This window comes from Caulobacter sp. GW821-FHT11E11, assembly GCF_058808315.1.
On sequence record NZ_JBXARO010000008.1, the window covers coordinates 196,782 to 223,281 of the forward strand.

30 protein-coding genes are annotated in these 26,500 nt (G+C 66.1%); 16 read left to right on the forward strand and 14 right to left on the reverse strand.

Going from position 1 to position 26,500, the window contains the following annotated elements; all coding sequences use genetic code 11:
* Window positions 1–15: 15 nt before the first annotated feature.
* Entirely contained in the window at window positions 16–984 is a 969-nt protein-coding gene (locus AC1RR5_RS20485) for a restriction endonuclease (RefSeq protein ID WP_492924474.1), read from the forward strand.
* A gap of 54 nt (window positions 985–1,038) precedes the next feature.
* Here AC1RR5_RS20485 and AC1RR5_RS20490 read toward each other — a convergent pair whose 3' ends face one another.
* Both AC1RR5_RS20490 and AC1RR5_RS20495 read right to left on the reverse strand, forming a co-directional pair.
* Entirely contained in the window at window positions 1,039–1,707 is a 669-nt protein-coding gene (locus AC1RR5_RS20490; RefSeq protein WP_492924476.1) for a PDDEXK family nuclease, read from the reverse strand.
* A gap of 425 nt (window positions 1,708–2,132) precedes the next feature.
* Window positions 2,133–2,441 carry a hypothetical protein gene (locus AC1RR5_RS20495; protein WP_492924478.1) on the reverse strand — a complete coding sequence of 103 codons (309 nt, stop codon included), beginning with the start codon at window positions 2,439–2,441 and terminating at the stop codon, window positions 2,133–2,135.
* A 44-nt stretch (window positions 2,442–2,485) separates the two neighbouring features.
* Between AC1RR5_RS20495 and AC1RR5_RS20500 the strand changes: the two genes are divergently transcribed.
* The 3 genes from AC1RR5_RS20500 to AC1RR5_RS20510 all read left to right on the forward strand — a co-directional run bounded on the left by AC1RR5_RS20500 (window position 2,486) and on the right by AC1RR5_RS20510 (window position 5,507).
* A complete protein-coding gene (locus AC1RR5_RS20500; protein WP_492924480.1) occupies window positions 2,486–2,983 on the forward strand; it encodes a hypothetical protein in 498 nt (165 codons plus the stop codon).
* Window positions 2,980–3,762, forward strand: coding sequence for a hypothetical protein (locus AC1RR5_RS20505; protein ID WP_492924482.1), 783 nt, complete (start codon window positions 2,980–2,982; stop codon window positions 3,760–3,762). The genes AC1RR5_RS20500 and AC1RR5_RS20505 overlap by 4 nt, the downstream gene beginning before the upstream one ends.
* Window positions 3,763–3,974: 212 nt before the next feature.
* Window positions 3,975–5,507, forward strand: a complete 1,533-nt coding sequence (locus tag AC1RR5_RS20510; RefSeq protein ID WP_492924484.1) for a Fic family protein — start codon at window positions 3,975–3,977, stop codon at window positions 5,505–5,507.
* Between the two features lie 154 nt (window positions 5,508–5,661).
* Here the strand turns inward: AC1RR5_RS20510 and AC1RR5_RS20515 are convergent, their stop codons facing one another.
* Window positions 5,662–6,414, reverse strand: coding sequence for an N-formylglutamate amidohydrolase (locus tag AC1RR5_RS20515; RefSeq protein ID WP_492924486.1), 753 nt, complete (start codon window positions 6,412–6,414; stop codon window positions 5,662–5,664).
* A gap of 35 nt (window positions 6,415–6,449) precedes the next feature.
* Between AC1RR5_RS20515 and AC1RR5_RS20520 the strand changes: the two genes are divergently transcribed.
* Window positions 6,450–7,412 (forward strand): transglutaminase family protein, encoded by a 963-nt coding sequence (locus tag AC1RR5_RS20520; RefSeq protein ID WP_492924488.1) that lies wholly within the window; start codon window positions 6,450–6,452, stop codon window positions 7,410–7,412.
* Between the two features lie 15 nt (window positions 7,413–7,427).
* Window positions 7,428–8,243 carry a transglutaminase-like domain-containing protein gene (locus AC1RR5_RS20525; RefSeq protein ID WP_492924490.1) on the forward strand — a complete coding sequence of 272 codons (816 nt, stop codon included), beginning with the start codon at window positions 7,428–7,430 and terminating at the stop codon, window positions 8,241–8,243.
* Window positions 8,244–8,256: 13 nt separating this feature from the next.
* Here AC1RR5_RS20525 and AC1RR5_RS20530 read toward each other — a convergent pair whose 3' ends face one another.
* Window positions 8,257–9,393, reverse strand: coding sequence for an extracellular catalytic domain type 1 short-chain-length polyhydroxyalkanoate depolymerase (locus AC1RR5_RS20530; RefSeq protein WP_492924492.1), 1,137 nt, complete (start codon window positions 9,391–9,393; stop codon window positions 8,257–8,259).
* A 258-nt stretch (window positions 9,394–9,651) separates the two neighbouring features.
* Entirely contained in the window at window positions 9,652–9,906 is a 255-nt protein-coding gene (locus tag AC1RR5_RS20535) for a GlsB/YeaQ/YmgE family stress response membrane protein (protein ID WP_492924494.1), read from the reverse strand.
* Between the two features lie 127 nt (window positions 9,907–10,033).
* On the opposite strand from AC1RR5_RS20535, the gene AC1RR5_RS20540 reads away from it, so the two are divergent.
* Window positions 10,034–10,666 (forward strand): type II toxin-antitoxin system HicB family antitoxin, encoded by a 633-nt coding sequence (locus tag AC1RR5_RS20540; protein WP_492924496.1) that lies wholly within the window; start codon window positions 10,034–10,036, stop codon window positions 10,664–10,666.
* Between the two features lie 60 nt (window positions 10,667–10,726).
* On the forward strand, window positions 10,727–11,344 hold the full coding sequence (locus AC1RR5_RS20545; protein ID WP_492924498.1) for a hypothetical protein: 618 nt from the start codon (window positions 10,727–10,729) through the stop codon (window positions 11,342–11,344).
* A 180-nt stretch (window positions 11,345–11,524) separates the two neighbouring features.
* Here the strand turns inward: AC1RR5_RS20545 and AC1RR5_RS20550 are convergent, their stop codons facing one another.
* Window positions 11,525–12,382 carry a class I SAM-dependent methyltransferase gene (locus tag AC1RR5_RS20550; RefSeq protein WP_492924500.1) on the reverse strand — a complete coding sequence of 286 codons (858 nt, stop codon included), beginning with the start codon at window positions 12,380–12,382 and terminating at the stop codon, window positions 11,525–11,527.
* A gap of 363 nt (window positions 12,383–12,745) precedes the next feature.
* Between AC1RR5_RS20550 and AC1RR5_RS20555 the strand changes: the two genes are divergently transcribed.
* The gene (locus AC1RR5_RS20555) at window positions 12,746–14,359 is read left to right on the forward strand and encodes a hypothetical protein (protein WP_492924502.1); all 1,614 of its coding nucleotides are present in this window, start codon (window positions 12,746–12,748) and stop codon (window positions 14,357–14,359) included.
* A gap of 162 nt (window positions 14,360–14,521) precedes the next feature.
* Here the strand turns inward: AC1RR5_RS20555 and AC1RR5_RS20560 are convergent, their stop codons facing one another.
* The 3 genes from AC1RR5_RS20560 to AC1RR5_RS20570 all read right to left on the reverse strand — a co-directional run bounded on the left by AC1RR5_RS20560 (window position 14,522) and on the right by AC1RR5_RS20570 (window position 16,485).
* Entirely contained in the window at window positions 14,522–14,974 is a 453-nt protein-coding gene (locus tag AC1RR5_RS20560; RefSeq protein ID WP_492924504.1) for a hypothetical protein, read from the reverse strand.
* Between the two features lie 789 nt (window positions 14,975–15,763).
* The gene (locus AC1RR5_RS20565) at window positions 15,764–15,946 is read right to left on the reverse strand and encodes a DUF3606 domain-containing protein (protein WP_492924506.1); all 183 of its coding nucleotides are present in this window, start codon (window positions 15,944–15,946) and stop codon (window positions 15,764–15,766) included.
* A 131-nt stretch (window positions 15,947–16,077) separates the two neighbouring features.
* Window positions 16,078–16,485, reverse strand: coding sequence for a hypothetical protein (locus tag AC1RR5_RS20570; RefSeq protein ID WP_492924508.1), 408 nt, complete (start codon window positions 16,483–16,485; stop codon window positions 16,078–16,080).
* 187 nt (window positions 16,486–16,672) lie between these two features.
* On the opposite strand from AC1RR5_RS20570, the gene AC1RR5_RS20575 reads away from it, so the two are divergent.
* On the forward strand, window positions 16,673–17,437 hold the full coding sequence (locus AC1RR5_RS20575; RefSeq protein ID WP_492924510.1) for a histidine phosphatase family protein: 765 nt from the start codon (window positions 16,673–16,675) through the stop codon (window positions 17,435–17,437).
* Window positions 17,434–18,294, forward strand: a complete 861-nt coding sequence (locus AC1RR5_RS20580; protein ID WP_492924512.1) for an NAD(P)H-hydrate dehydratase — start codon at window positions 17,434–17,436, stop codon at window positions 18,292–18,294. Before AC1RR5_RS20575 ends, AC1RR5_RS20580 begins: the two co-directional genes overlap by 4 nt.
* A 123-nt stretch (window positions 18,295–18,417) precedes the next feature.
* Here AC1RR5_RS20580 and AC1RR5_RS20585 read toward each other — a convergent pair whose 3' ends face one another.
* Window positions 18,418–18,822: a DUF3597 domain-containing protein gene (locus AC1RR5_RS20585; RefSeq protein WP_492924514.1), complete on the reverse strand. Its 405-nt coding sequence runs from the start codon at window positions 18,820–18,822 to the stop codon at window positions 18,418–18,420.
* 24 nt (window positions 18,823–18,846) lie between these two features.
* Window positions 18,847–19,452, reverse strand: a complete 606-nt coding sequence (locus tag AC1RR5_RS20590; protein WP_492924516.1) for a DUF4142 domain-containing protein — start codon at window positions 19,450–19,452, stop codon at window positions 18,847–18,849.
* A gap of 428 nt (window positions 19,453–19,880) precedes the next feature.
* Here AC1RR5_RS20590 and AC1RR5_RS20595 point away from each other — a divergent pair, with 428 nt between their 5' ends.
* Both AC1RR5_RS20595 and AC1RR5_RS20600 read left to right on the forward strand, forming a co-directional pair.
* Window positions 19,881–20,510 (forward strand): hypothetical protein, encoded by a 630-nt coding sequence (locus AC1RR5_RS20595; RefSeq protein WP_492924518.1) that lies wholly within the window; start codon window positions 19,881–19,883, stop codon window positions 20,508–20,510.
* A 10-nt stretch (window positions 20,511–20,520) separates the two neighbouring features.
* A complete protein-coding gene (locus tag AC1RR5_RS20600; RefSeq protein WP_492924520.1) occupies window positions 20,521–22,146 on the forward strand; it encodes a ShlB/FhaC/HecB family hemolysin secretion/activation protein in 1,626 nt (541 codons plus the stop codon).
* Window positions 22,147–22,334: 188 nt separating this feature from the next.
* On the opposite strand, the gene AC1RR5_RS20605 is transcribed toward AC1RR5_RS20600, so the two are convergent.
* Window positions 22,335–22,919, reverse strand: coding sequence for a hypothetical protein (locus AC1RR5_RS20605; RefSeq protein WP_492924522.1), 585 nt, complete (start codon window positions 22,917–22,919; stop codon window positions 22,335–22,337).
* A 271-nt stretch (window positions 22,920–23,190) separates the two neighbouring features.
* Here AC1RR5_RS20605 and AC1RR5_RS20610 point away from each other — a divergent pair, with 271 nt between their 5' ends.
* Both AC1RR5_RS20610 and AC1RR5_RS20615 read left to right on the forward strand, forming a co-directional pair.
* Window positions 23,191–23,787, forward strand: a complete 597-nt coding sequence (locus AC1RR5_RS20610; protein WP_492924524.1) for a sigma-70 family RNA polymerase sigma factor — start codon at window positions 23,191–23,193, stop codon at window positions 23,785–23,787.
* 3 nt (window positions 23,788–23,790) lie between these two features.
* Window positions 23,791–24,405, forward strand: coding sequence for a cupin domain-containing protein (locus tag AC1RR5_RS20615; protein ID WP_492924526.1), 615 nt, complete (start codon window positions 23,791–23,793; stop codon window positions 24,403–24,405).
* A 329-nt stretch (window positions 24,406–24,734) separates the two neighbouring features.
* Here the strand turns inward: AC1RR5_RS20615 and AC1RR5_RS20620 are convergent, their stop codons facing one another.
* The gene (locus tag AC1RR5_RS20620; protein WP_492924528.1) at window positions 24,735–25,082 is read right to left on the reverse strand and encodes a hypothetical protein; all 348 of its coding nucleotides are present in this window, start codon (window positions 25,080–25,082) and stop codon (window positions 24,735–24,737) included.
* Between the two features lie 133 nt (window positions 25,083–25,215).
* On the opposite strand from AC1RR5_RS20620, the gene dinB reads away from it, so the two are divergent.
* Window positions 25,216–26,184 carry a DNA polymerase IV gene (gene dinB / locus AC1RR5_RS20625; RefSeq protein ID WP_492924773.1) on the forward strand — a complete coding sequence of 323 codons (969 nt, stop codon included), beginning with the start codon at window positions 25,216–25,218 and terminating at the stop codon, window positions 26,182–26,184.
* On the opposite strand, the gene AC1RR5_RS20630 is transcribed toward dinB, so the two are convergent.
* Window positions 26,181–26,390 (reverse strand): hypothetical protein, encoded by a 210-nt coding sequence (locus AC1RR5_RS20630; RefSeq protein ID WP_492924530.1) that lies wholly within the window; start codon window positions 26,388–26,390, stop codon window positions 26,181–26,183. The genes dinB and AC1RR5_RS20630 overlap by 4 nt on opposite strands.
* Window positions 26,391–26,500: the final 110 nt, after the last annotated feature.

Here is a 26,500-nt window from a genome sequence, read left to right on the forward strand (position 1 = left end):
GGAGCCGCGACAGGGGTGGTCAAGGATCCGCAATTCGAGATCAATCAGGTCGAGGCCTATATCGACCATCTCGCCCGGGACCCGCGACAGCTGGGCCAGACCGTGGAGACCCATTTCTTCCCGGTCCTGCAAAAGATCTTCTACTACCGCGCCTACGAGGTGCGGCGGGACGTGGAGTTCGAGGGCCGTCGCTTCCCGTTCGATTGCATCGATGTGCTGGGCGGGCGTCGCCGCACCCTCGTCCATTTCGCCTACACCCAGGCCCAGACGAGCGTGTTGCCGTATTTCGCGCTCGATTGGGGCCAGGGTTCGGTCGAGCGTGACTTTCCAACTTTGCTCGTCATTCAGAACCGTGACCACGATCCCTCCCTGCAGGCGATCAAGTCCCAGCGCGCCCATTGGGTCAGCACCTTGGACTTCCAGGGGCTCAAGGCATTTGCCCGCGAAGGGTTCGAAGCTCAGCAGGCGCGGGAGGGCGCGCTATATCCGCGGCTTATTCGGGACGCCATGGAGGCGCTGGCCATCGAAGTCGCCCGCCAGAATATCGACCTGGAACAGATCGAATGGCGCGACCTGGAACGTCTGCTGGCGACCGTATTCCAGGCCCTGGGCTATCGCTGCATTCTGACGCCCGGCGCCAAGGACGGCGGGCGCGACCTTGTTCTGTGCGACATCACTCGAGATGACGTGGCTTGGTACAACATTGAGCTCAAGCATTGGCGCGGCCGATCGGTCGGCGGCGAGGCGGTGCGCTACTGCCTGGAGACCGCGCTGCGCGAAGGGCGTCGTGGGGCGCTGCTGATCTCCACCGGCGGCGTTGGCCCCGCCGCGATCACCGCGCGCACTGAGGTTCACCGCAACTACATGCGTCTATCCGGTCACGCCAAGGTGGTCACGACCTGTCGCCATTTCCTGTCCCGCCGCAACGGCCTCTGGGCGGAAGAGACCCCCCTGCGGTCGGTTTTGTTTGAGGAGACACTGTGAATTCGCGCGCAACGCCATCGACCAGATCGCCTGCAAGTCCCGCTGGCGGCGCAGCTATTTCGGCTTCTGCCATCGTTGCTCGCCCTGGCCGAACTCGAAGCGAGCCGAGCGTGATTTATCGTAGGCGTCGCGAGTCCGTTTGCCGACGCCAACCTTGGCGTCTTCCATAGGAATGCGGCCATCGAACATCCCGAGAACGCGACAGAACGGACCGCTAAACAGGTTGTAGCTGTCTCGGAAAGCCGGTTCCTCTTCCTGGTCCTCCGCCATCTGCGCACGGGGGCCACGGCCCACGCAGATCATGATGTCCGCCTCAACGCCGGCGTCCATGAACGCCAAGCGCCCGATCATGAGAGACATGAGTCCGCAGAGCCCGTTTTCCACCGAGGGATCAAAGAGATAAAGCTGCTCGGCGAAGTCGGGCGAGCCAACGGCGAGGAGAACCTGGCAGTCAGAGGCGATGGCGAGTTCAGCGCAGCGCTTGCGTTCCTCGTCCGTGGGCTCTGAACCCTTGATTTCCAGCCACACGTCACGTCGATCAACCCAGTCCGGAAGTTCGAAACCCTTCAGCCGAAAGTCGGGGAGATAAGGACCAGACGGCAGGATCAAGCCCTCGGGCTCGTAGTCGAACGAAACGCCAAGCGCTTCGAGGAACACGGCCCACCGCGCCTCGGTGCGCGAGCGGAACCGGTAGCCTTTCCAGATTGTCTCGATCGCCTTCAACCGCCCCTCCCCGGGTCAAGGTCGCATAGTTCAGTGAGACGTTGGCCTTGGCTAGCCGAGAAGCGTTGTGGCTGCGACAGAATGGGTCGCAGTACTGGTCCAAACGGCTGGCGCGAGGGTGCGGCGCAGCGCAAGGTCCTACCATGGCGGGGCGGGACGGGGATCATGGCCGTTGGCGGCAGGGAACGGTGCGCCTGGCGTTCGGTCAGACGGCCGAGGGGCGCATTGTCCCAATCCGCGACGTGGTCAGCGGCCGAGCTTGCGGTTGCGTGTGTCCGGCCTGCGGAGAACCTCTGATCGCCCGCAAGTTCGGGACGCGGCCGCGTCCGCGGGCTGACCATTTCGCCCATGCGCGTGACGGGGCCTGCGTCGGCGCTTTGGAAACCGCCCTCCACAAGCTCGCAAAGCAGATCCTCACCGATGCGCTAGGCTTGACCTTGCCGGCCATAGCCGCAGAGCGAGAGGGCGTGCGCCGTCAAAGCCACGGCGCCAAGCATCAGGCGTTCGAATCCGCGGCGGCGGAAGTGGCCTTTCCCGGCGTCGTCGCCGATGTCGTCCTGCGCCGGGGCCAGCGCGCGCTGATCGTCGAGATCCTGGTCACCCATGCTTCCGATGCCGGGAAGGTCGCCAGGATCCGCGGGCTGGAAACCTCGGCCATCGAGATCGATCTTTCGAAGCTGTCGCGCCGCGCCGATCCCGAAGCGGTGTCCGAGGCGGTCCTCGTCAGCGCCCACGCAAATGGCTGTTCAATCCCGCCCAGGACGCGGTCGAAGCTGAGGTGGACCAAGTCCTGGCCGAACGCGCCGAGGTGGCTCGACAGAAGCTCCTGCGGCAGGCCCAGACCCTGGTCGGCCACTGGGCCGCCCTCCCCATTCCCAAGGACGGAACCGATCTGCCGGCTGTCCGTAACGCGCTCGTGCAGATCGAAGCCTTGAGCTTTTCAGCGCACGTCGGCCTACCGGTCGCCAGGGGCGAGAAGGCGCTTGCCGTCTCGCCAAAGGCCTGGCAGGCCATAATCCTGAAGACGCTGGTGATCGACCAGCAACCCTGGTTCGGACGCCCTGGTCTATCGATCGGGGCCTTGCGTGACCGACTCGAGGGCCAGGATTTCCTGCCGCCCCTATTCAAGGTTTCGCGCGGGGCCGAGTTGATCGGCGCGGCACGCGCGCTGGCGGCGGACTTAAATACTCCCACCGGCCTGATCAGCGCCTATGTTAGGGCGCTGCAAAAGGTAGGGCTTGTTGAGTGTGCGGACGACCTCTGGCGGGCGCGATGAAGGTGCGCCAGCAGATCGTCCAGCAGGCCAGAGAAGCGCGGGAGCGCCAGGATCGCATTGATGACCTGCGGACGCGCGTGGGCGAAATCCTCAAACGTGCCGGGCCCGAGGGCAACGGCTTCGACTGTGAGGCTTGGCTCGGTCGCGCTGGGCGGGCCAGGCCCGCTCCCATCTCGGTCGCGGCCTATGGCGGCCCCGGCTGGAGCGAACTAAAGGCGGCCTTCGCGCGGATTGCCGACGCCTTCTGGACCTACGACGCCGCCGTGGACCTAGTGGGCTTGCCGCTGCGGCCGGCGTTGGAGCGCGCCGAACAAGCGCGAAGGAACGCGGCCGAACAACGGCGCCTAGTGGCCGAGGCCGCGGCGCTGGCGGCGGCGGACGCTCGCGAAGCGCGGCTTCGAGCCGCGGCCCTAGCCGCTTACGGAACCGATGCGGAGGCCTGGATAGTGGGCCTGGCACCGCCCGCGAACGTGTCGACCCGGCTGGCGCTGGTGCGGTCCAGTTCGACCCACCTGGAGGCGGCGCTGGAAGCGCTGGACCGGCGGCTGGCTCGGCAGCGCCGCGAGGAGGCCCAGCGGGTCTCGGCTCAGGAGGCGCTCGCGACGTTGTGGGACGCGGCCTGCGCCGAGCACGGCGAGGATTGGGCCAGGGCCTTCGTCAGCAACCCCGACCCCCGGTTAGGCGGCCGCCGCCCGCGCGAAGTCTGCATTGACCCGGTCAGTCTGCATAGGTGCCTGCAGTTGGTTCGGCCCAAGTTCGCCAGTCGCCGTGGGCGGTGAGCCGTATTCTGTAGTCCGGAAAGGCGGCTTGGCGGGGTTTTTCAGTCGGAAAATGGCGACCGCAAAAACGTAAATTTTAGTCGGCATTAAAAACGAAATTCAGTACGACTTTAAAGACGAAAAATAGCACAACATTAAAAACGAAAAATGGTATCGTATAAAATACGAAAAATAGTGCGCCACACTTAGGCGCGAGACGCCGGAGGGCCCGCGTGGCGACCCCACAAGAACGACTGGCCGACGCCCTGGAAGCGCTGCACGGCCTTCAGCAGGCCGGCAAGAGCGTGATCCGCTCTGAGGACCTGACCCGGCTCCAGCGCGAGCGCCTGGCCAAGAACGGCTTCATCGAGCCGGTGATCAAGGGCTGGTATATCCCCACGCGCCCCGACGCGGCGGGCGAGACCACGGCCTGGTACGCCTCGTACTGGGACTTCGTCCGGGCCTATCTGACCGAACGTTTCGAGAACAATTGGTCGCTGTCACCCGAGCAGTCCCTGCTGATCCATGCTGGCCAATGGCGGGTGCCCGAGCAATTGCTGGTCCGGTCCCCCGATGCGGGCGGCAACGTCACGCGCCTGCTTCACGGCACGACCCTGTTCGACGTGCGCGTCTCTGGCGCGCAGGGCGCGGATCTCCAGGTCCTGGACGGGTTGCGGCTCTATACGCCCGAGGCGGCGCTGATCGCCGCCGGTCCGGGGGTCTACACGACACATCCCACCGAAATGCGGACCATCCTGGCCAGCCAGCGGGATCTGGGACCGCTCCTGGAGCGCCTGCTCAACGGCGGCCATTCGGTGATCGCCGGCCGGATCGCCGGGGCGTGCCGCAACATCGGCCGCGACCGCGGCGCCGACGAGATTCTCCCGGCGATGCGGGCGGCCGGCTACGACGTGCGTGAGAAGGACCCCTTCGAGGGTCGCTTGCCCGGCTACGTCTATCGGCGCGACGAGTCTCCGTACGCCCAGCGCATCCGGCTGATGTGGCAGGCCATGCGCGGCGAGGTCATGGCGCGGTTCCAGCCGTTGCTGGAGCCCCGCCACGGCGTCGAGCGCTACTTGGCGGAGGTCGAGGAGATCTATGTCACCGACGCCTACCATTCGCTGTCGATCGAAGGCTATCGGGTCGACGCGGCCCTGATCCAGCGTGTCCGTGACGGGGGCTGGAACCCGGAGGCCAACGACGCCGATCGCCGCCAGCGTGACGTCCTGGCCGCGCGCGGCTACCACGACGCCTTCCAGGCCGTGAAGGCCAGCGTGCGCAGCGTGCTGACCGGCGCCAATCCCGGGCAGACGGCCGAAGCGGATCACCGCCAATGGTATCGCCAGCTCTTCGGGCCCAGCGTCGCGGCGGGCCTGGTCCCGGCCGGCAGCCTGGCGGGCTATCGCAACGGGCCCGTCTATATCCGAGGATCGCGGCATGTACCGCTCAACCCCGACGCCGTGCGTGACGCCATGAGCGTCCTGTTCGAGCAACTGGAGGCCGAGACGGAGGCTTCGGTCCGCATCGTCCTAGGCCACTTCATCTTCGTCTACATCCACCCCTACCTGGACGGAAACGGGCGGATGGGCCGCTTCCTGATGAACCTGATGTTCGCGGCGGGCGGCTCTCCATGGACCGTCGTCCCGGTCCAGCGGCGCGAGGACTATATGGAGGCGCTGGAACAGGCCAGCGCCCTGCAGAACATCGGCCCATTCACCGAATTCCTGGGCGAGCTTGTCGGCAGGACGCCGCCGCCGCCCGTCTGAGGGGCAATCTGCGCATTTCACTGGAGGGCGGCCTTTCAGCGCGTGCTGAAAACGGCCTCGCGTCTGAAAGAAGGTAGAAGGGCGCCGTGTCCGCCGATGCATCGATGGTCAAGCGCGTCGAGCGATCCGGTAGGGCTGGGACTGTACCTGGCCGCTATGAACGGCTCTCGTTGAGCGCGCGCAAGACTTCGCTGAGGAGGTCGGCCGCAGCATCCTGCCCGTTTTGATCGGCGATGAGGTCTTGCCGCACTTCCAGTTCGAGGTAGTCCAGTCCGCGCGGATCGGCGTGATACGGAATGGTAAAGTCGGTTGCGTCCATCGCATAAGGCGCATTGTCGCCGACCTGATCCTCTCCCAGTCGCGCGCTGAGCGCTGCGAGCGTCGCGCGCGAAACGGTTGAATCGCCTCGGTGTAGGACGCCATAGCGCCAGGGCCTAGCGTGGCCGGCTAAGGATGGCGTGAAGCTGTGCAGTGAAACAATGCGCGTTGCGCCGCTACGATCTTCGAGCGTTGCGGCGATATGGTCGTGGTACGGCGTGAAGATCGCCGCCTCGCGGGCGTGGCGTGTCGTCGCGTCCAGGCCCTGATTGCCAGGGATCTCCGTCCCGTCGCTGATGCCCGGGATCGAGCCTTCCGACCCCGGGGCGCGGTTGCAGTCGATGACCAGCCGAGAATAGGTCTGGCGCACGAAGGTCGCATCGAGATGCTTGGCCAGTCTGACCCCCAGCCCTTCGACACCGATATCCCAGGCGATGTGGCGGTCCAGATCGTGATCGCTCAGACCCAGCCGATCCAGCCGCCGCGGAATGGCGCGCCCGGCATGATCGCCCAGCAACAGAAGCGGCGAGGAACCGCCCGGATTATCGACAGCCACCGGATCATTGTCGCCTGCGACCAGCAGTCTCATCGACGGATCATCGCGGCTCACCTCACGTTGGCTCAATGTCGATCCTCTCGATCCGTCACCTGACGCGCTACCGCTATCGCAAGCCCGTCGGCTTTGGCGAGCATCGGATGATGGTCCGCCCCCTCGAAAGCTATGACCAGCGCCTGATCAGCGCCGAGCTGGTGATCGGGCCCGAGCCCAGCCAGATCCGCAACGTGCATGACGTGTTCGGCAATTGCGTGACCATCGCCCGGTTCGGCGAGCGGGCTCGCGAGCTGTCGTTCGAGAGCCGCGTCACCCTGGATCACCGGCCCCTGCCCGCCTTCTCCGGCGTCGACGGCGAGATCGAGGCCTATGGCGGCTCGATGCCGTTCGCCTACAGTCCCGAGGACATGCCCGACCTGCTGCGCTCGATGGAGCGGCAGTATCCTGATCCAGACGGCGCCTTGGAACGCTGGGCGCGTAGCTTCGTAAAACACGAGGGGCGCACCAGCCTCCAGGCGCTGTTGGCCGAGATGACCCAGGCCATCTACAGCGACTTTCGCTACGCCACCCGGCTGCAGGGCAGCGCCCAGACCCCCGCCGAGACGCTGGCGTGGCGCACGGGCGCCTGCCGAGACTTTGCGGTGCTGATGATGGAAGCGGTCCGCGCCTTGGGCTTGGCCGCCCAATTCGTCTCCGGCTATCTCTACAGCCCGCCCCGGCCCGCTGGCCTGCCCATCAAGCTGGGCGGCGGCCATACCCACGCCTGGGTTCGGGTCTATCTGCCCGTCTGCGGCTGGGTGGAATTTGACCCCACCAACGGCATCGTCGGCAACGCCGATTTGATCCGCGTGGCGATCGCTCGCGATCCCCGCCAGGCCCGGCCATTGTCGGGCGGCTGGTCGGGGGACGCTGGCGATTATCTAGGCATGGACGTCGAGGTCGAGGTGCTCAGCGAGCATGATCGCGCCAGCGCGGCCGCGATGCTGCAGGGACGGCAACCGCCCCTTCCGGCGGACGTTGCCCTGGCCAGTTAGCAATCAGGACATCTCATGCGTATCCGGGCGGGCTTCGAGATCATCTACGAGTGCCCGGCGCCGACGCCGATGCTGCTGATGCTCAACGTACGGCCCGAGCGCGAGGCGGACCTTGAGACGCCCGACACCATCCGCATCGACTCCGGCGCGCCGGTCGCCGGCTATATCGATGGCTTTGGTAACCGCTGCAGCCGCGTCGTGCTGCCGGCGGGCAGATCGGTGCTCTCGGCCGACTTCATCATCCGCGACAGCGGCGCGCCCGACCCCGTCCTGCCTGACGCCCAAGCCTCCAGGGTCGAAGATTTGCCGGCCGAAGCGCTCGTCTTCCTGCTCGGCAGCCGCTACTGCGAGACCGATACGCTCAGCGATCTGGCTTGGTCGCTGTTTGGCGACACCCCACCGGGCTGGGCGCGCGTTCAGGCGATTGTCGACTATACGCACCAACGCATCGAATTTGGCTACGCGCACGCGCGGGCCACCAAGTCGGCCTGGCAGGCCAACCAGGAGCAGCGCGGCGTCTGCCGTGACTTTGCCCACCTGGCCATCGCCCTGTGCCGCTGCATGAACATCCCGGCCCGGTACTGCACCGGCTATCTGGGCGATATCGGCATCGCGCCGGTCGACGCGCCCATGGACTTCAGCGCCTGGTTCGAGGCCTATCTCGACGGCGGCTGGCGCACCTTCGACGCCCGCCACAACACCCCGCGCATCGCGCGCATCCTGATGGCGCGCGGCCGCGACGCCACCGACGCGGCCATCACCACCTCCTTTGGCCCGGCCCTTCTGCAGAGCTTCGTGGTCAGAACCGACCAGCTGCACACGGCGGCCTGACGTACGGCGGGCTCTATTTCAGCAGACCGGCCGCGCGCAGCGCCTTGGCGATGACGTCCTGAACACCGGTCGGGACCTGACCCAGCGCCTGCATGACCCCTTGTCCGAGGCTGGCCTGTCCGACGGCGTCGGACGTCGGCGTGCGCGACGGTTCCAGCGGCATGGGCGGCGGGACGCCGGCCCGCGTAGCGCGCGGGGTGTCGATCTTCCAGAACCTGGCGATTTCCAGCGACGAGGAGACGCCCGCCTCCAGCATGTAGGGCGCGACCTTGCCGACGTCGCCTGGGGCCTTGGTCGACAGCGGCGTCCCGTGGCCGAGGCCTCGCACGCGGTTCAGCTCCAGCATGGCTTCGCCGTTAGCCGAGCGCCAGGTCGAGCGCGTTCCATACGCCATGGGTTGGACGCGATGCGGCGCGACTGGCAAGCCGTGCAGCGCGGCCCATTGCTGGGCCAGACTGTCGGCGTTGCTGGGCCGTACAACCGCGTCGGCGTCGCCATGCCAGATCGACAGCGGTGGAAAGCCGCCGCCGTCCGCCCGCCGCGGCACAAGAGCGCCGAGGGCCGCTTGAGCTCGGCCATCGGCGCGGCTCATTACGCCCAAGGCTTGCTGGACGTTCGTCGCGACGCCGTAGGGGATGCCAGCGATCACCGCGCCGCCCGCGAAGACCTCGGGATAGACCGCCAACATCACCGCCGCCATTGCGCCGCCCGCCGACAGACCGGTGACAAAGACGCGGTCGGCGTCCAGGTCGTGGGTTTTCACCGCGTGGCTCACCATCGCCGCGATCGATGCGGCCTCCCCTCCCCCGTGCTGGACATCACCGGGCGAGAACCAGTTGAAGCAGCGATTGGGATTGTTGGACGCCGTCTGCTCCGGCGCCAGGACCATGAATCCGAACCTATCGGCCAGGTCCGTCCAGCCGGCATTGACGGCGTAGGCCTCGGCGGTCTGGGTGCAACCATGGAGAACCACAACCAACGGCGCGCCCGCCGCCAGCCGTTCAGGACGATAACTGAGCATCGTCAGCTGACCGGGATTGGCGCCGAACGCTTCCGTCCGCGCCAAGGCTCCGCCCCCTGCTCCAGACGTGAAGGCCGAGCCCTTGCGCAGCCGCGCCAGCATCGCGGTCGTTTCAGCTAGGCCTGTCATAACATCATCCGATCGAGGCAGCTGAATGCCGTAGTGCAATATAATGCTGCGGCGCAACATTCGCCTCATCACGCGTGATCACGTCTTTCGTGGGGATCCTGGAGTAGGCTCGAAGGCCCTGTTCGCGGCTGACGCCTCGCCAGAAGCTCCCCCGCCCGAGCCGTCTGTGTCATTACCGGCCGTGACACGCGTACGGCCGCCGGTAACCCGGCGGCCGCTTTGGTCTCTAAGCGAGACGCGACGCTAGCGAGACGACGTCTAGATCGCGCGCCGGCGGAAGATCAGGTGAAAGATCAGCAGCACGACGACCGCGCCGATGAACGCCACGAAGATGCTGTAGAGATTGATGCCGGTGGGCGCCGAATGGCCGATGGCGTTGAAGATGAAGCCGCCCACCAAGGCGCCGACGATCCCCAGGACGATGTCCATGACCAGGCCCGAGCCGGCCTTGTTGATGACCTTGGCCAGAAAGCCGGCGATCAGGCCCACGACGAGCCATGCGAGAATAGACATTGGAAAACGCCTTCATTGCCCAGCGGCAAGGAAGAAAGCCCTCGCACACAGCGAGTTCCCCCTAGGCCTTGAAATTGCGCAAAACTACACAATCTTCAAAAGGTCTATCCATTGAAGGATTGGGGTCATGACCACGGTGATTTACGTCGCACTCGTCTCCGGCGGCCAAGCCGATGGCTACACCGCGCACTTCCACGACCTGCCCGATTGCACCGTCACGGGCGCAGGGCTCGCCGAGCTTCTGAACACCGCCCGGCAAAGCCTGGTGGGACGACTGGAGGCTTTGGAGGCGGCCGGCGACGCCTGGCCCGCGCCCACGCCGATCGAACAGATCGCGCCGCAGCCGGGCGTCATGCCCATCCCCATCGACGTCACCGTCGACGATCCGCCCATCCGCGTGAACATCTCGCTGGGCGAGCGCCTCGTGCAGCGCCTGGACGCGGCCGCCTCGGCGGGCGGGATGACCCGCTCGGGCTACATCGCCAAGGCTGTGCGCGTGAGCCTTGGCGAGAGCGCCCAGGCTCACGGCGATTTCGACGCTTTCGGCCAGCGCCTGCAAGACGAGCTGAGCGCCTTGGGCCGCCGGATCAATGATAGCATTGGTCCGGACTCGGCCTTCACACGCCGCATGAATGAACTCGACGAGCGCGTCTACGAAGGCGTGCGTAAAGCGGCCGATAGCGTCTCGGCGGCCATGGCCCGCAAGCGCGATGACGCCAAAGCCGCTTGCGGGGAAAACCCGGCAAGCGCGCCCAGGTAACGCCGGGCAGAATTTCGTAGAAAAGCGTGCGCTGATACGTAAGGCCTGTGAGAACTCTGAGTGGGCGCTGGCGATCTGAAGCGCAATCTCGTCGCCATCGATGACGATCCGTGTCGACCGAAAGGCGTGCGCGCGAAGCCGCCGACGGCGATGTCGGTTGAGGGTGGAAAGCAGCCATTGGCTAGCCTCAGCGTTGGCGATAGCTTGGCCGCAATGAGCGATCCCGTTGTCATTGCGCGAAAGGCCCCTTGGGCAGTTGGTGCGGCATCGTTTTGCCTGATCGCGTTAGCTGCTGGCTTTATCCTGTTCTCGGTGCACAACGGGTTCGATACGTCAGAACGACCTTGGATGGCCAAGCGCCTATGGCTCTGGATCGTGGCGGCTTACGTCGCTAGCCCGCTATTGATCATCTGTGTGCTGACCCATTTCGTTATCCTGGCTCGTCACCGGTTCGTATGCATAGCGCTGAAAGGCGACAGGCTTGTCGTAGCAGCTCTCCCGGCACGAAACGTTCCGTTCTCCGCGCTGAAAGGTATTGAGGCGAAAGGCGGGATGCTTCTGCTCAAATTGAATAGCGGGAAGCCGATCGATATCGGGCGATTGGGCTTGATTGGCGGAACGCAGGCTGTGATGGAGCGGCTTAATCACCTAAAGCCCGGGCTCGAACTTCAGAACTGACCATCATGACGTCCGCGCAGGGTCGGGATGGGAAATCAGTCCCGCGCCCTGAAACCGGACATTTGACGAACTGCCCGGTTGCGGACGTCGCTGACGTCATTGACGGCGGAAAAGAGCCTCAAAGGGATTGGTCATGAAGCTATCGCGATAGCTTCATCTACGGCGATGGCAAAAGCGACTTCAATTCGGTGAGGAATCGGTAGGCGGCTTGACCGCCACGAAAAGATCCTGGCCACCCGCGTATCGGCTAGGCGGCAGCCAACATCCGTACAAAACGCTCTTGGGCAGGCTGAAGCCAGCCTGCAGCACTGCGGACTCTAGCGCGTCAAGCGGATGGGCGATCGCGCGCTCCGGCGATCGGACGTCCATCACCATTGATCCCTGTTGCCAAGGTCTGAAACCTAGGTTCGAACAGCCCTCGTCGATCATGGCCACGCGTTCGGGCGTCAGCGCGAAGGCAGTGAACATGAACCGGCCGCCAGGCTTGAGTAGCCGATAGGTCTCCCTGAGGTAGTGGCGGATGGGTGGGAGCCGCATATGGCTGAAAACAGATATCGCCATGGCAACGTCGATTTCGTTGTCCGTCGCAGGAAAGACAAGTTCGGTTTCTTCAATAGCACCGGAAGACCGATATTCGGTGTTTCGAACATCGACGTGGACGAAGCGAAAGTCGGATCGCCGGGCGCCGACCCGTCGTTGGCAAGCTTTGATAGCCGCGAGCGACACGTCAAAGCCGACATAGCCAGATCCTTTGTCGAGAAAATTCAGAAGCGGCATAGCCATTCGGCCCGTGCCACAGCCGATATCGAGAACGCGCATGGACGGTGCCAGACCCGCGTGCTCGATCAAAAGTTCGAGGTTCTGACGGCCAGCCGCCGAGAAGTCCCCGCCGCCGACATTGTGGACGATCTGCCAAGGCTCCTGCCAGCGGTCCGGTTTTCTGACCCGATCAGGCAGTCCCAACAAATCAAGATAGGCCCCCGACGCGACCCGGCGAAGCGCGGGCGAAAGAAGGCTCGACGCCCATCTCAAACTCATTGTCGTCAACTCAACAGGCAACACCGATATTGAATTGCTACTAAAGATTGATCTGCGTAACTAGAGGTAGTTTGGAAATTGGAGTTCTTTAGCTGGATAGCTCCCACCATGAGCTTAAGATGGTGGTCTCCGCTGCCAATTGAGCTCCCTTCGCTCTTGAGTCTGCCGAAATTCGAAGGCTCTTTCTCGCTATACGGGGGCGCTTGATCGCTCGCGCTGGATCCGCCCAATCTGGCTCATGAACATCGCCAAGCTTTCCACTCCGCTCGCCGGCCTTGCCTCGTCATGGTCCTTGGCGCGCCGGCCGCGGCCTGGGCCTGTTCCCCGGTCTCAGGCTACATCCGTCCGACCAGCTTCGAACTGTTGCAGATCGCCGACGCGGTCGTGGTGGCCCGCGCCGGCTCTGGCGGGCCGCTGGATTATGGTCGCGGCCGAGCCGCGACGTTCCAGGCGGATTTTTCGATCAAGGGACCCCTGCCCCACCGGATTGAACCCTGGGGCGTCATCGGTAAAGTCGCGCCCAGCGACCCCAAAGCCGTTGGCGAACCGCACCCCGATAGCATGACGGGCGCATGCATCCGTCAAACCTTCACCGCCGGCTCGCGCTACGTGCTCTTCCTGGATCGGGGCTCGGACGGGGCCTATCGCGTCGCGGACCCGCCGTTCACACCCGTGGCCGAAGACTATGCGGGCGAGGCCTCGGCCTGGATGAAGACCGTGCGCGCTTATCTCTCCATCCAGACCAGCCGACCACCAGAGCGGTGGTCCGCGGCGATGATGCAGCGGCTGAAGACCCTGATGGCCCAGCCTCGCTCCGCCGTCCGCGACGCTGAGGCCATCGATGCCATGCGCTATCTGGTGGCGGTCTCACCGACCAAACCCACTTCCGACCTCGTGGAGGCCTATCGCGCCGTCGAAGCGGGCCGCACGCCCCGCTACGTGATGGATGAGCGCGACTTCAAGACGCCCGACGCCGCCTTCGCCAGCCTACTCGCGCCGGCCCCGTTTAGAGCGGAGCGGGCCCGGAAGTATCGCGACCTGCTGCTCACAGTGCTCGCCAGCGAACAGCATGCCGCCGCCGCGCCGGTGTTCGACGAGTTGCTGCAGCGGCCGTCGATCACAATCGCCGATCTGGAGGCGGCCATCATGTTCATGGCTAACAACGGTCAATACCGCCGAGCTTACGGCCTGATTGAGACTCGAGCCTTGGCGGCGCTGGCGCGCGCCACGCCCGAGGACGCTGGCGAGCTCCTGACGACCATCGGCGCGGTCCAGCAGGGGCCCGATTACAGCGAGGACGACTCCACCGCCCGTTGGCGCTCCGATCCCTATGTCGCGGCCGCTTGGCCCCTTCTGGCGCTTGACCTGATCCGATTCATGCGCGGTCGTGGCGATGTCGGCTACGGCGGCGCCTACAGCAATGCAGTCGCGGCGATTCCTTCGATCGACTACCGCGTAAGTCCCGAGCGCACCCGTATTCTGGCGGCGAACCATGATCAGGCGGTGATGGATTGGGCCAAGGGGGAGCTGACCGATGAAGCCAAGCGCGCGGCCTGGGCCAAGGCCGAGCCGGACACCGACACCGATCCGGCTGCGCTGCCCGTACAGGTCGCGGTGCTGGGCTTCGGTGAGGTCCGCGACGCCCTGCTGGCTAAGGTGATCTGCCAGAGTCCCGAACGCCGCAAACTAGTCGTGGCGACGTTCGCCCAGTATGGCGACGACCTGGACCGCGACTGGATGACCCGCCTAGCGCTCTCGCCCGATCTCACTGAGGACGACTGGAAGCTCACGGCCTATGCGGCGGCGCGGCCCTATGGCCGCGCCGCCGCCGACGCTCGCGGCCTGGCGCCGTGGGGCTCATCGTTGGACTGGCTGGAGGCGATCATCGAACGTGACCGGGTCACGCTCAGCAAGTCTAGTCAGATTGGCGAACCTCTGCTGACGGCGGTGGCATGCCCACAGAAGTCATCGCCGTAGCTGTCTTGGTGTGCCTCTGGGTCGCCTGAATAGTGGGCTCTCCCAAGGACGGCACAGGGCCGGGAACGGTCGTTGGCGCCAGCCCGAAGTGCCGACGTCGGTCGGGCTTGTTCCAGCGCCGGCGCCATGACCGTTCACGTCCCAAGACGGACAGTTCGAAGGTCAGCTCTCAGCGACAAGAGCTTCAATCTCGGACCGGTGCAACCGCGCCAGGCCCCACAGATATTTGGTGTTGGCGTCGTCGTTTCGGTCGATCCAGTTGTTGAGGCTCGACGCTTGCGCGGGATCCTCGCACGCTTCTGCCCCGAACCTGTAGTTGGCCAAAAAGCCATCCGGCGCCGCCTCATGGTCAAGGGCGTGCAACATGGCTTGCCGACGCTGCACGGGCGTCGCTTCAAAATATGTGCAAACGCCAGAGCGAGCGCCTTGAGCGAACCACAAGAGCCCTTCGACAAGCACAAAGAGAGGCTGCGAAATGCCATAGGTCGCATGCCTGGGCTGGAAGCTGTCTGCCGCACAGATCATTGATGAGATCCAGGCAAGGCCATCGTAGTCTGCGGCTTCGAATATGCTGTCGAGATAGGCTGGCGCGACTTTCATCATGGCCGGCAGCATAACTGCTCCGAAAAGGCCGCCAAGGTCCGACAACCACCCTCCCCCTGCCGACTCCAAGGTCTGGTGGTCGGCTGGATGGCGCCAATTGCTGGCGTTGGCGTACCTCCGGAACGCGACATTGGCAAAGCCGAGTCGAGCGCTCGCGCAGTCTGCGTGATTTGCCGTCGTGACGGTTAAGCCTCTCACCTTGCCGCGCCTTGATCCGGCGAGCGCGCAAATGGCCATCGCGCCGGCAGGCTCGCCTCTGGCCCGGCCAAAATCAGTCGTGGTCTGGAGACCCAAATAGCCGGACCATCAAGATGGCGTCTGGGTCGCCGTCGTCGGCGATCTCAAGGGTCTGGGGACTCGTCCTTTCCGGCGCGAATATGTCCAGGTGGGCCTCATGGACTTCCGTCCAGACCTGCACTTCTCCAGGCATGACGACTCGCATGTCGGGATCGAAGCGAGGAAGCTGCAGGATCAGCTCACCGACCGTGAGAGGGCCATATGGGTCGCGCTGGGCCGTGATCGCGTGCTGTCGCCGCCGAAGATAGGTCCAGGCGCGACGAAGAACGTCGCTGGGCCTCCTCTTCCATCTTGGCTTGGCGGTCGGGCGCAAGGGTCGTCCGGAGCATGGATGGATTCCGATGGCGTTAGAGACGAGGACGACGAGCGTGGTCGTGCGCACCCGATACGAATGGCGCGGTCACCGGCTGTCAGTTTGGGCAAGTGGCCCGTGCAGGGCATGGCCCGCGCCCGCGCCTGTGCGCCCTTGGTGGCGTCGCGAGCGGGGGTGAGCCAGGGCCATCCCTAGCTTCCGCTCGCCAGATACTGCCGAACCTTCTCGATGCTGGGGCCCGCTGCGGCGACCGCTTCCCCGAGGATTTCGCGCGTTACGCCGAGTTCAGCGGTCCAGAAGCGCACCTCGTCGTCCTGGCTGAGGCTGACGCGGCTGCGGTCCGGGGGCCCACGGTCGGTTTTGTCGTCGGGCATCGGCGGCTCCATTCGCCTGACATAGCCACCCAACCCGCCGCGCGGTTCCATGGGAAGACTTCGGGACCAACGCGCCCTTCAATTGATGGACTCGCCCGAGCTCACCGGGCAGCCCGGGCCGTCCGAAGTCGCTATCTATCCGAGGGCGGGCTAGCGGCGTCGCCTCTGTCGTAGCCGACAAGGAAATCCTCGATCACCAGCCGCGCCAGGGCCTCAAAGCGAACGGCGGCGGCAGTCGGCACGCGGGCGCTGAGCCCGCTAGGGAACTTACCCAGCGCTCCGCCGGTCATCGAGACAACGACGTGCAGCTGGTCACGCGCACTGCGCAAGACGGCCGGATCATTGAGCGTGCGCGCCAACGCGCCGGGCGGGAAATGAAACTCGTAGGTGGCAACGCGACTGGCCGCGGCGGCGTGGCGGCAGAAGCGTTCGCGGCGGGCGGCGATGTCGTCCGGGCTGGCGCTGCTCGCCACGAACCCGGGATCATCGTCGAACAGGCTCGGCGTCGCCGGCTGGGGGCGGGACGATCTCTTGGCCATGGTGGTCCCTGAACGGGCGCGAGACGTCGCCGGCCCGCGCTCGATAGAGGACGGCGGCGGGCCGGCTCCCGTCCGCCGGAACGCTACGCAGCGGACCTCCATCAAGCGGATGCTGTCTGGGGTTGGTTCCGAGCCGCCGGGACGCAAGACGCAGAACTAAGTGGGGCGATCGCGAGTTGATCCAGGCATGGAACAGCGCTGGCCAAGCCGATTGTGGATCGTCCGTCACGGCCAAAGCGCGGGCAATGTCGCCCGCGACGCGGCCGATGCGGCCGGGATGAGCCGCATCGACATCGCCGACCGTGACATGGACGTGGCGCTCAGCGACTTGGGCCATGAGCAAGCCGCCGCCCTAGGGCGATGGTTCGCCAGCCAGCCCGCCCAGGAGCGCCCCTGCGTCCTGATGAGCTCGCCCTACCTGCGCGCCATCCAGACGAGCGAGGCCATCCGCGACGCTGCGGGGCTAGCCGAGCCTACCCGCAAGTTCTGCATCGACGAGCGGCTGCGCGAGAAGGAGTTCGGCATCCTCGACCGCCTGACCCATCGGGGCATCGAAACGCAGTTTCCCGAACAATCAGAATTTCGCCGCCTTCTGGGCAAGTTCTATCACCGCCCGCCAGGCGGCGAGAGCTGGTGCGACGTCATCCTGCGCCTGCGCAGCGTGGTCGATACGCTGAGCCTGCATCACCGCGGAGACCGGGTCCTGATCGTCGCCCACCAGGTCGTCGTGCTTTGCCTGCGCTACCTGCTCGAGGGACTGACCGAAGCGCAGATCCTGGCCATCGACCGAGAGGCCGACATCGCCAACTGCGGGGTCACCGAATACCGCTTCGATCCTGCCAAGGGCCCTGAAGGCGAACTTGTGCTCACGCAGTACAATTTCACCGCGCCGCTCGAGGCGCAGGCCGCGCCTGTGACCGCCGAGCCCGACGCCAACGTGGCGGCGCGATGAGCGCGTCCGAAACGCTCGATGCGGCCTGGATGCGCGCCCATGGCCTTCCCCGGCCGGGTGATGGCGGTAAGGCAGAGCGCGGGCAGGTCCTGGTGATCGGCGGTGAGACCGAACTGGCTGGCGCCGCGATGCTGGCTGGCGTCGCCGCCTTGCGGGCGGGCGCTGGAAAGCTGCAGGTCGCCGTCGCCGAGCTCGCCGTCGCGGCGGTGAGCGTCGCGCTGCCGGAGGCGCGCGTGCTGGCCTTGCCCAGGGACGCGGCCGGACACGCAAGCAATGAAGCCGTCGATGTCGTGATCAAGAACGCCTCCCGTTGCGACGCCCTGCTGATCGGTCCGGGCATGATGGACGACCGCGCGGGCATGGCGAAGACGCTGCTGGAGAACGCGAGCAGCCGGGCGGTCGTCGTCGACGCGGGCGCTCTCGACGCAATCGCGCAGGCGCCTCCCCACCCTGGCCGGATCCTCACGCCCAACGCCGGGGAGATGGCCAAGCTCCTGGGCTGGGAGAAGGACAAGATCGATGAGGATCCGCTGGCGGCCGGCCGGCAGGCGGCGGGCCGCTTCCAGGCCGTTGTCGTAATGAAGGGCGCGATCACCCACGTCCTGCATCCCGACGGCCGCGCCGGCCGCTATGCGGGCGGCGGTCCGGGGCTCGGTGTCTCAGGATCGGGCGATGTTCTGGGCGGATTGATCGCCGGGCTGCTGGCGCGCGGCGTGGCGCCGTTCGAGGCGGCGGCCTGGGGCGTCTTCGTCCACGGCGAGGCCGGCGCTCGCCTGGCCGCCACCATCGGCACGCTGGGCTTTCTCGCGCGCGAGATCGCCGACGAAGCGCCGGGGATCCTTTCCAGTTTCAGATAGTCCGGGCCCGGCGCCCATGGTGTCCGCCATGACGCCCCCCTGCCGTCGCCGAACCGGCCCGGCGCTGCGCCTGCCGCAGCCCGGCCTGCGCTGGCCCAGGGCCTGGGCCAGCGCGCCGCCGACCTAGCGGTAAAGGCTGTCGGGCACCTGCCCGCCATTGTCGGCCAGTTTCTTCATTACCGCCTGGTGCAGGGCGATGTTCTGTTCGGCGCTGCCAGGCTCGCCGGCATGGACGCCCAGTTCATCGGCGAGCTCCTTGCGCGCCTCCAGGCTCGAGTCGAGTTTCAGGAGTTTCAGGAGATCAACGATCGAGGTGCGCCAATTGCCGCCTCCACCGTCGATCTCGGCCATCGAGACCAGGACAGCTTCGACGTCGACCGGCGCGGGGGCCGGGGTCGGCGCGGCGGCCTGCGGCGCTGGAGCGCTCGCTTGCGGCGCGGACGGCGCCGCGCCAACCGGGGCTGGGGCCGCGGGCGCGGCCTTGTCGTGGTGGAAGATCTTGTCGACGATCTTGGAGAAAAGACCCATTGGGCGCTCCCTTTCTAAAGAAGACTAGTGAGCGTCCGAAGCCAGGCCCTGGACGTGTTCGAGGTGGGCCTTGATCTTGGGCAGGGCCTTGGCCGCGCCAGCCTTCAGGCCTGCATCGTCGCCGTTGTCGGCATAGCCCTGCATCAGGGTCAGGGCCTCGTTGTGGGCGGCTTGCTGCTGGGTGACGTAGACCTTGTCGAAGTCGGCTGGAGCGGCGGCGTTGAGGTTGTCGATCAGGCCCTTGCGACGCTCGTCGAGACCGCTGGGCGCGGTCTTGCCCGCGGCGATCACCAGCGGCTTCATGGCGTTGGACAGCGCGGTGTGGTCGGTGACCATCTGCTTGCCAAACGCCTTGACGGCCGCCGACTGGCCCTTGACCTGGGCGATCTGCCCGGCCTGGATCTCGTACATGTCGCTGATGGCGGCGTTGGCGACAAAAGCGTCAGTCGAGGCAGGCCCGGTCACGGCCGCGGCAGAGCCGACGGCCGTCGAGGCCGCATCCTGGGCGGCGTTGACGGCGGCGTTGGACGTTCCCGGATCAGCAGGCGCGGGCGCGGCGTCTTTCTTCTGGCAGGCGGCGAGGGATAGGGCCGCAAGCGCGGCGGCGGCCAGCAGGGTGGGTCGGACCATCGGTCGGCGTCTCCGTCAAATGGGGTGGCCCTTCAACGATGAGCGCGCGACGACGTTCCACGCGCCATCGTCTGCACGTCCCGGCGCCGAAACCTGCGACGCGGGGCAAGGGCGACTTAAGGCGGGCTCGCCGGGTGCGGGGTCATCCAGCGCCGGATCGCCGCGCCGACCGACGTCGCCGCCTGGCCGCCGTGTGCGCTCAAGGCCTTGGAGCGAGGGCGCATACGATCGTCTAGAGGGGTTGGATCACCCCTGTCGCAAAGATTTTTGGGCGCGGAACTGCCTATCGCAGCCGCCATTACCCCTACTCGATAAACTCCGTTCAAGGCTGGAAAATGGGCGTTCTTGTCAGTCGTCGCACGTCGCTGGCGGCGTGCCTTCTGTCCATGCTTTGCCTGGGCGCGTGCGCCACAGGCCAGGGCAGTTTCGTGGCCGGTTCTGGAGGCGCTTCGGACAATGGCGAAGCCTTAGCCGAAGACGATGGCTTTTACGCCGACACCGCTTTCGAGCGCGACGCCCCGGGTCTGCTGACCGCCAGCGGCAATGTGCTTCTGACCGGCGGGCGCAACCTGGCGCCGCCGACCTTGAACGCCGGCGGATCAGGCCCGCGGCCGCTGTTGAGCACCGGCGCGGCGAGCGCCGATGTCGATATCAATGTCGGCCTCTTGAACGGTGCGAACACCTCGGTCGGGCTGACGACCGGCCTGGCCTCCGCCAACGTCAACGCGGCCTTGGGCGGGCCGCTGCTGGCCTTGAATGGTTCACGCGCGGCCTTGCTCGGCGCGAGCGCCGTCGGCCCAAATGTCCTGGGCGTTACGCCAAACCTTTCGGCGAGCGTGGGCACGGTGGCGAATCCGGCCACGGCCGCCACCCAGTCACTGATCAACGCCACGGTCGGGGCCACCACGCCAAACGGCCCGATCACAGCGCCGGTCGGCGGCGCGCCCCTGCTGCCGCCGGTGCTCGGCGTGCCGGGCACGACGCCGCTGCAGACCCTGCTGCCCCTGCTGCCCACCGCCCCCAAGCCGCCGGTTCTGCCGGGCCTCCTGGGCAACTGAGAAAGACGACATGCGCGCCTCTTCCCTGCTGATGGCCACGGTGGCGATGCTCGCCCTGCCGCTGACGGTCCATGCCCAGACCAGCACGACCCGCGTGGTCCCGCAAAACCGGCCTGACCAGAACCCGCGCGTGACCCGCGCCCGGCCAACGCCGGGGCCCAAGGTCCCGCGCGGCCGCGTCCGCTCGACACCCGTGGCGCCCTTCGTCCTGCGTGAGGTGCGGCTGGAGGCCTCGACCTTGCCGCCCGCCGTCATCGAAGCGGCCTGGCGGCCGTTCGTTGGCAAGACCGTCGACACGCGCGACCTGGTCAAGATCACCAACGCCCTGGCCGCCGCCTACGAGCAGCGCGGCTATGCGATCTACACGGTCGTCGCGCCAGACCAGGTGTTCACGGACGGCGTCCTTCGCCTGCGCGCCCTGGAGGGCTACATCGCCGAGACGGTGGTCGAGGCGCCCAACGCCAAGAGCCGCGCGCAGGCCGACCGCTACCTGGCCCGCCTCAAGGCCGATCGGCCGCTTCGCCGCGCCACGCTCGAACGCTACATCTCGCTGATCCGCGACCTGCCGGGGATGAGCAACGAGATCGCGCTGGAGAACGGCGTCGGCGATGACGGCGTGCGGTTGAAGTTGAAGCTGACGCCCAAGCCCGTTCAAGTGGCCCTGTCGGTCAACAATCGGGGGACGGCCTACCTGGGCAGAACCCAGGTCCAGGCCGACCTCTATCTCAACAGCCTGGTGCGGTCTGGCGACCAGACACGGTTCTCGGTGGCCGTCCCGACCGACATCGACCGTTTCCAGTCCTATTCGCTTTCACACACCACGCCGCTCGGTGACGATGGCCTGACCCTGGGCGTCAACGCCGGCTACCTGAAGACGCGGCCCAAGGTCGGCGGGCTCGTGGGCCACGCCAAGTCCGGGGGCGTCCAGTTGTCCTATCCCCTGCGTCGCGGCTATGAGCGCGACACCTACGTCAACATCTCCATGGACGGGATCGACAGCGACAACGCGTTCCTGGGCTACACCTTCGCCAACGACAAGACGCGCGCGGCGCGTCTGGCGCTGTCGACCAGCGCCCAGACTGACCGGCGTCTCTGGTACGTCAGCGCCACGGTCAGCCAGGGTATCGACGGCCTTGGCGCGCAGACCGACCCGCTGCTGGCGAAGCTGGATTTCCGTAAGCTCAACGTCCGGGGCGGCGCGGCCTTCAGCCTGGGCAAACAAGGCGCCCTGCGCCTCAATGCAGCCGGCCAGACCACCGGAAACCGCCTGCCCGGCACCGAGCAGTTCGCCATCGGCGGCGATGAGTTTGGCCGCGGTTATGAGGCGTCGGTAATCGCCGGCGACAAGGGCGTAGCGGGATCGGCCGAACTGGCCTTCGTCCCGGCCAAGCCGCCCAAGGGGTTCGCCGGCTCTGAAGCCTACACGTTCGTCGATGGCGGCAAGGTTTGGTACAAGGGCCGCTTGGGCTATGCCGGATCGCATGCCGACCTGCGCTCGGCCGGCGCGGGCGTGCGCGTGCGGGTGCGCGACAAGGCCATCGTTCAGGTCGAGGCCGCCAAGGCGCTGTCCAACGACATCGCCTTCCTCGATGGTCGTCCCTGGCGCGGCGTGGTGTCGCTCAAGACCGTCTGGTAGGCTCTGGCCCTGACGCAGCGATCGAGCGCCTGGCCCCTGGCCGGGCGCTTTTTCATGCCGGCGGCGCCGCCCCGATCACCGCAAAAGAAAAGCCGCTCGTTTCCGAGCGGCCTGTCGAAGTCTGCGGAGAGAAATAAGAGGGTCTTGCGGGAAGGAAGGGCGCGGCGTGGCCGCGCCCCTGCCGTGGCTTAACGCGGCGTCGAGGACGACGAGTTTTGCTGGCTGCCGCTGTTGGAGCGGTTGGTCATCGAAGACCGGCCCGCGCTGCGGTCGCTCGACGACTTGGTCGAATTGTTGTGGCTTTCGCCGCTGGCGCTCTGGCGCTGGACGCCGCCGATCGTGGTGCTGTCGGTGCTGATCGGCACGCCGATGTGCAGGCCGCTCGACGAGGCGTCGGAGCTGTTGTTCGACGCCGAGTTGGCGCCCGAGTTGCCGCCGGCGTTGTTGCTGGTCGATCCGTTGGTGCTCGAGGTGTCCTTGTACGTGCCGATCTGCGGATCGGCGTGAATGCCGCCGAGCGTGGTGTCGCGGAGATTGGTGTTGCTGTCGCGCCAGCTGTCGCCGGTCTTGTTGGTCTCGCGGTTCTGGACGTTGTTCTTCCAGGCGTCGCTCGACTTGGAGCTTTGCGAGTTGTTGGTCGAGCTGTTTTGCTGGGCGGTGCTGGAGCCGCCGCGGCCCAGCAGGTTCGAGCCATTGCCGCTGCTGATTTGAGCGAAGGCGGGCGCGGCGATCAAGGTCAGCGCGGCCGCGCCGGTCAGAAGGTAATTACGCACTGAGATTTCTCCTGGATTGAATAGGGCGGGGTCGACTTGCGCCGACAGCAAACAAACTCAGCGCCCTCATAAAGGTTTCTGCCAATTCAGTAATATGTCATCATTCTACTGATTTATTTTAACCGGCAATAACTTAACGTCGTTAATTCGACACTCCAAAATAGACTTATACTTTGCTGTGTACGCCGCAATACTCAATTTGGATCACATCAAATGAAGATATTTCTCCGCACAAATCGAACGGAGTTCTCCGTGATGGGTTGATGATCCAGTGCGTCGCCAAGACGCCTTGCCGCTCGGATCCATGCCGCTCCCAAACCGCATCCCAACCGCGTCCTGCGCGGATGATCCGAGCCACTGGATCGCCAGCATCGCCGAGACCGGCGATCGTTCGGCCTTCGCCAAGCTGTTTCGACGGTTCGCGCCCAAGCTGAAGAGCTATTTCCTGCGCAATGGCTTCGAGGACGGTGAGGCCGAGGACCTCAGCCAGGAAACCCTCCTTCGGGTCTGGCGCTGCGCCGAACAGTTCGATCCGGCCAAGTGCGAGCCCTGGGGCTGGATATACGCGATCGCCCGCAACCTGCGGATCGACCGGTATCGCAAGGCCGCGCGGCAATCTGGCCTTGAGGTCCAGCCGTCCTCGCCGCCGGTCGATCCTGAAGAGCAGATCCTTAGCGCCGACGACGCGCGACGCCTGCACGGCGCGCTGAACGCGCTCCCTGACGATCAAATTGCCGTCGTCAGGCTGGCCTATTACGCCGACAGTCCCCATTCTGAGATTGCCCGGCGACTGAATCTTCCCTTGGGGACGGTGAAGTCGCGGCTGCGCCGAGCGGCGGCGCGCTTGAGGGTGACGCTCAGTGAGTAAGCTTTGCAGAGTCATCCCTCCCCCGAACTGATCGAGCGCTTCGCGGCAGGGACACTTCCTCTCGCGCCGGCCCTGCTCGTCGAAAGCCACATCGAAGGCTGTCCTGCCTGCACGGCCAAGGGAGCGCGGCTCGAGGCCGTGCATGGCCGCGCGTTGGCGGATCTTCCAGACGCGCCCCTGCGCGCCGAAGCCCTGGACCGGGCGCTCGCCGCGCTGGACGCCCCCACGCCCAGCAAACCCAGTCTCGGCGACACGCCCCTGCCCGCTGCGATTATCCGCCAGGGCCTGCACGCCCGTCGCTTTATCAGCGCCGACTACTGGGTTGCGCCCGTCCGTCGCGCGCGCCGCGACACCTGGCGCGCCTATATCCTTCGGGCGCCGGCCGGGACCGCGATCCCGGCCCACCGTCATCTTGGCCAGGAATATTTCCAAGTGCTGATGGGCTCGGTCGTGGACGGGAGCCTGCATCAAACCGGCGACTTCGTCGGCGGCGACAAGGGCGCCGACCATGCCCTTCGCGTCACCGACGAGGGCCCGTGCGCGTGCCTGATCGCCGTTGAACATGGCGCTCGGTGGCGCGGCGCGATGCGGCTGCTGTCTCCGCTGCTTGGGGTGTGAACACCGCCACACATTCGCGTCCAGGACCAAGGCGGCTCAGGCAGCGCCCCGGCCCCGGCGGGCCTTATTCCCGAGGCGCGGCGACGGGCCCTTCCCGGCGTTCGCATCGGCCTGGCGCGCCAGGTCGGGCGTGACAAGCGCATCGTCATCGGCGGCGCCAACCGGCGCGGCGGCGAGAACAGCCAACTGCGATAACCTATTCCGATTGGGAACAGCCGCTGTCCGGGCGGGCGTTCAAGCGTCGCGCCGGATTGACCGGCGCCTGAAACCCTCTCCCTCCTCCATGCGCGCCATGCTGGGCGGGCGACGAGCCTCCACGCCGGGCCGGGCTAGCTCGCGCGCCGAAGCTGGGCAGGCTTGGGATCGGACGGAAGCTGGGGGTAGAGCCAGATCAGGTCGTGATGACGCTCGACCAACTGCGCGAAGGCCTTGCGAATTCTCGGCGTTAGGGACGGGTCCTTCACGCACATCGCGACCACCAGCGCTGCGGTTGTTCGCAAGGTCGGATTCCGCAGACTGATGCGCTGATCCTCCAAGCGCTTGCGGTAACGCGTTGCGGGTTCGGTCGGCGGAAGCTCGGCGATCGCCTGATCGATCTCGCGCAGCGTTTGGGCGATGGTCTCGGCGAGACCCACCTCCAGGGCCAGGGTCAAAAACTCACCCTCGATACGCGACACTGAACTTCCTCCCGCTCGCGCCCAACATGGCGCGACTTGCCACACGCGCCCCTGCGGCGGCTCGCCGCAGTCAGGGCTTTGTCGGCCCGATCCGAGTTCGCGGCAAGCGTAGAGTTCCCGTTCTGTTCACAGACTGCTAAATAGCTGGGGACATGGAGTCGTCGCCGCCGCCAGCTACGAGGCGCGCCAGTTTGGCGTCCGCTCAGCGATGCCCTCGACGACGGCGTTGCGAAAGTGCCCGCAGCTCACCTTCGTCCCGCCTCGCTTTGAGGTCTATCGGGCGGTCTCTCGGCAGATCCACGAGATCTTCGCCGATTTCACCGACCTCATCGAGCCGCTGTCGCTGGATGAGGCCTATCTCGACGTCACCACCGATAAGGCCAGCGTCGGCAGCGCCACGGAAACGGCCCGCCAGATCCGCGCGCGTATCTTGTCGCAGACCGGCCTGACGGCTTCGGCGGGCATTTCCTACAACAAGTTCCTGGCCAAGATGGCCAGTGACCAGAACAAGCCCAACGGCCAGTTCCTGGTGGCGCCGGGCCAGGGTGAGGCCTTTGTCGCCACCTTGCCGATCGGCCGGTTCTACGGCGTGGGCGAGGTCACCGAACGCAAGATGAAAGCGCTGGGGATCGAGACCGGTGAGGACCTGTATCGCCAGAGCCTGGAATTCCTGGTCCATCACTTCCATAGCAGCGGCGCGTGGTTCTACGGCATCGCCCGCGGGATCGACGAGCGGCCGGTTAATCCCGATCGAGCCCGTAAATCGTCCGGCTCGGAGACCACCTTCGAGACCGATCTTCTCGATACCGAGCGCATCGAAGCCGAGATCGCCGCCCTCGCCGACAAGGTGTTCGCCTGGTGCGAGAAGGCCCAGGCCTTCGGCCGCACCGCGACGGTGAAGATCAAATACGCCGACTTCGAGCAGGCCACCCGCCGCCGGTCTTTGCCAGACGTCATTGCCGATGCGGCGACCCTGCGCCTGGTCGCCCAGGATCTGGTCCGGTCGGTCTATCCCTTGCGAACCGGCGTGCGGCTGTTGGGCGTCACGGTGTCCAGTTTCGAAGCCAGGCCCTTGGCCGTCCAGGCGGCCCTGCCCGTCTAGCGCATCGTCCAGGGCCGGATCACGATCACGGCCAGGATGAAAAGCCCGATGAAAAGCGCGGGAACGAAGGCCGGCGAGGTCTTCTCGAAGGCCTGGACGATGCTGGTCAGCACCACGGTGGGCATGACCGCGCCGGCCAGGCACACGGCCCAGCCATGCCATTCGCCCAGCGGCGGGCGCTTATCGTCTTGCCCGTCCTCGTCCACCCCCTGGCCTCCCCACGCCACCCTAGCGCGCACGACTGCGCTTGGCGACCACAGGCGGCGCCGCGTCTGGCCGCGCTTACGTCAGCTTCGGTCGCCGCCGAAAAATTCTG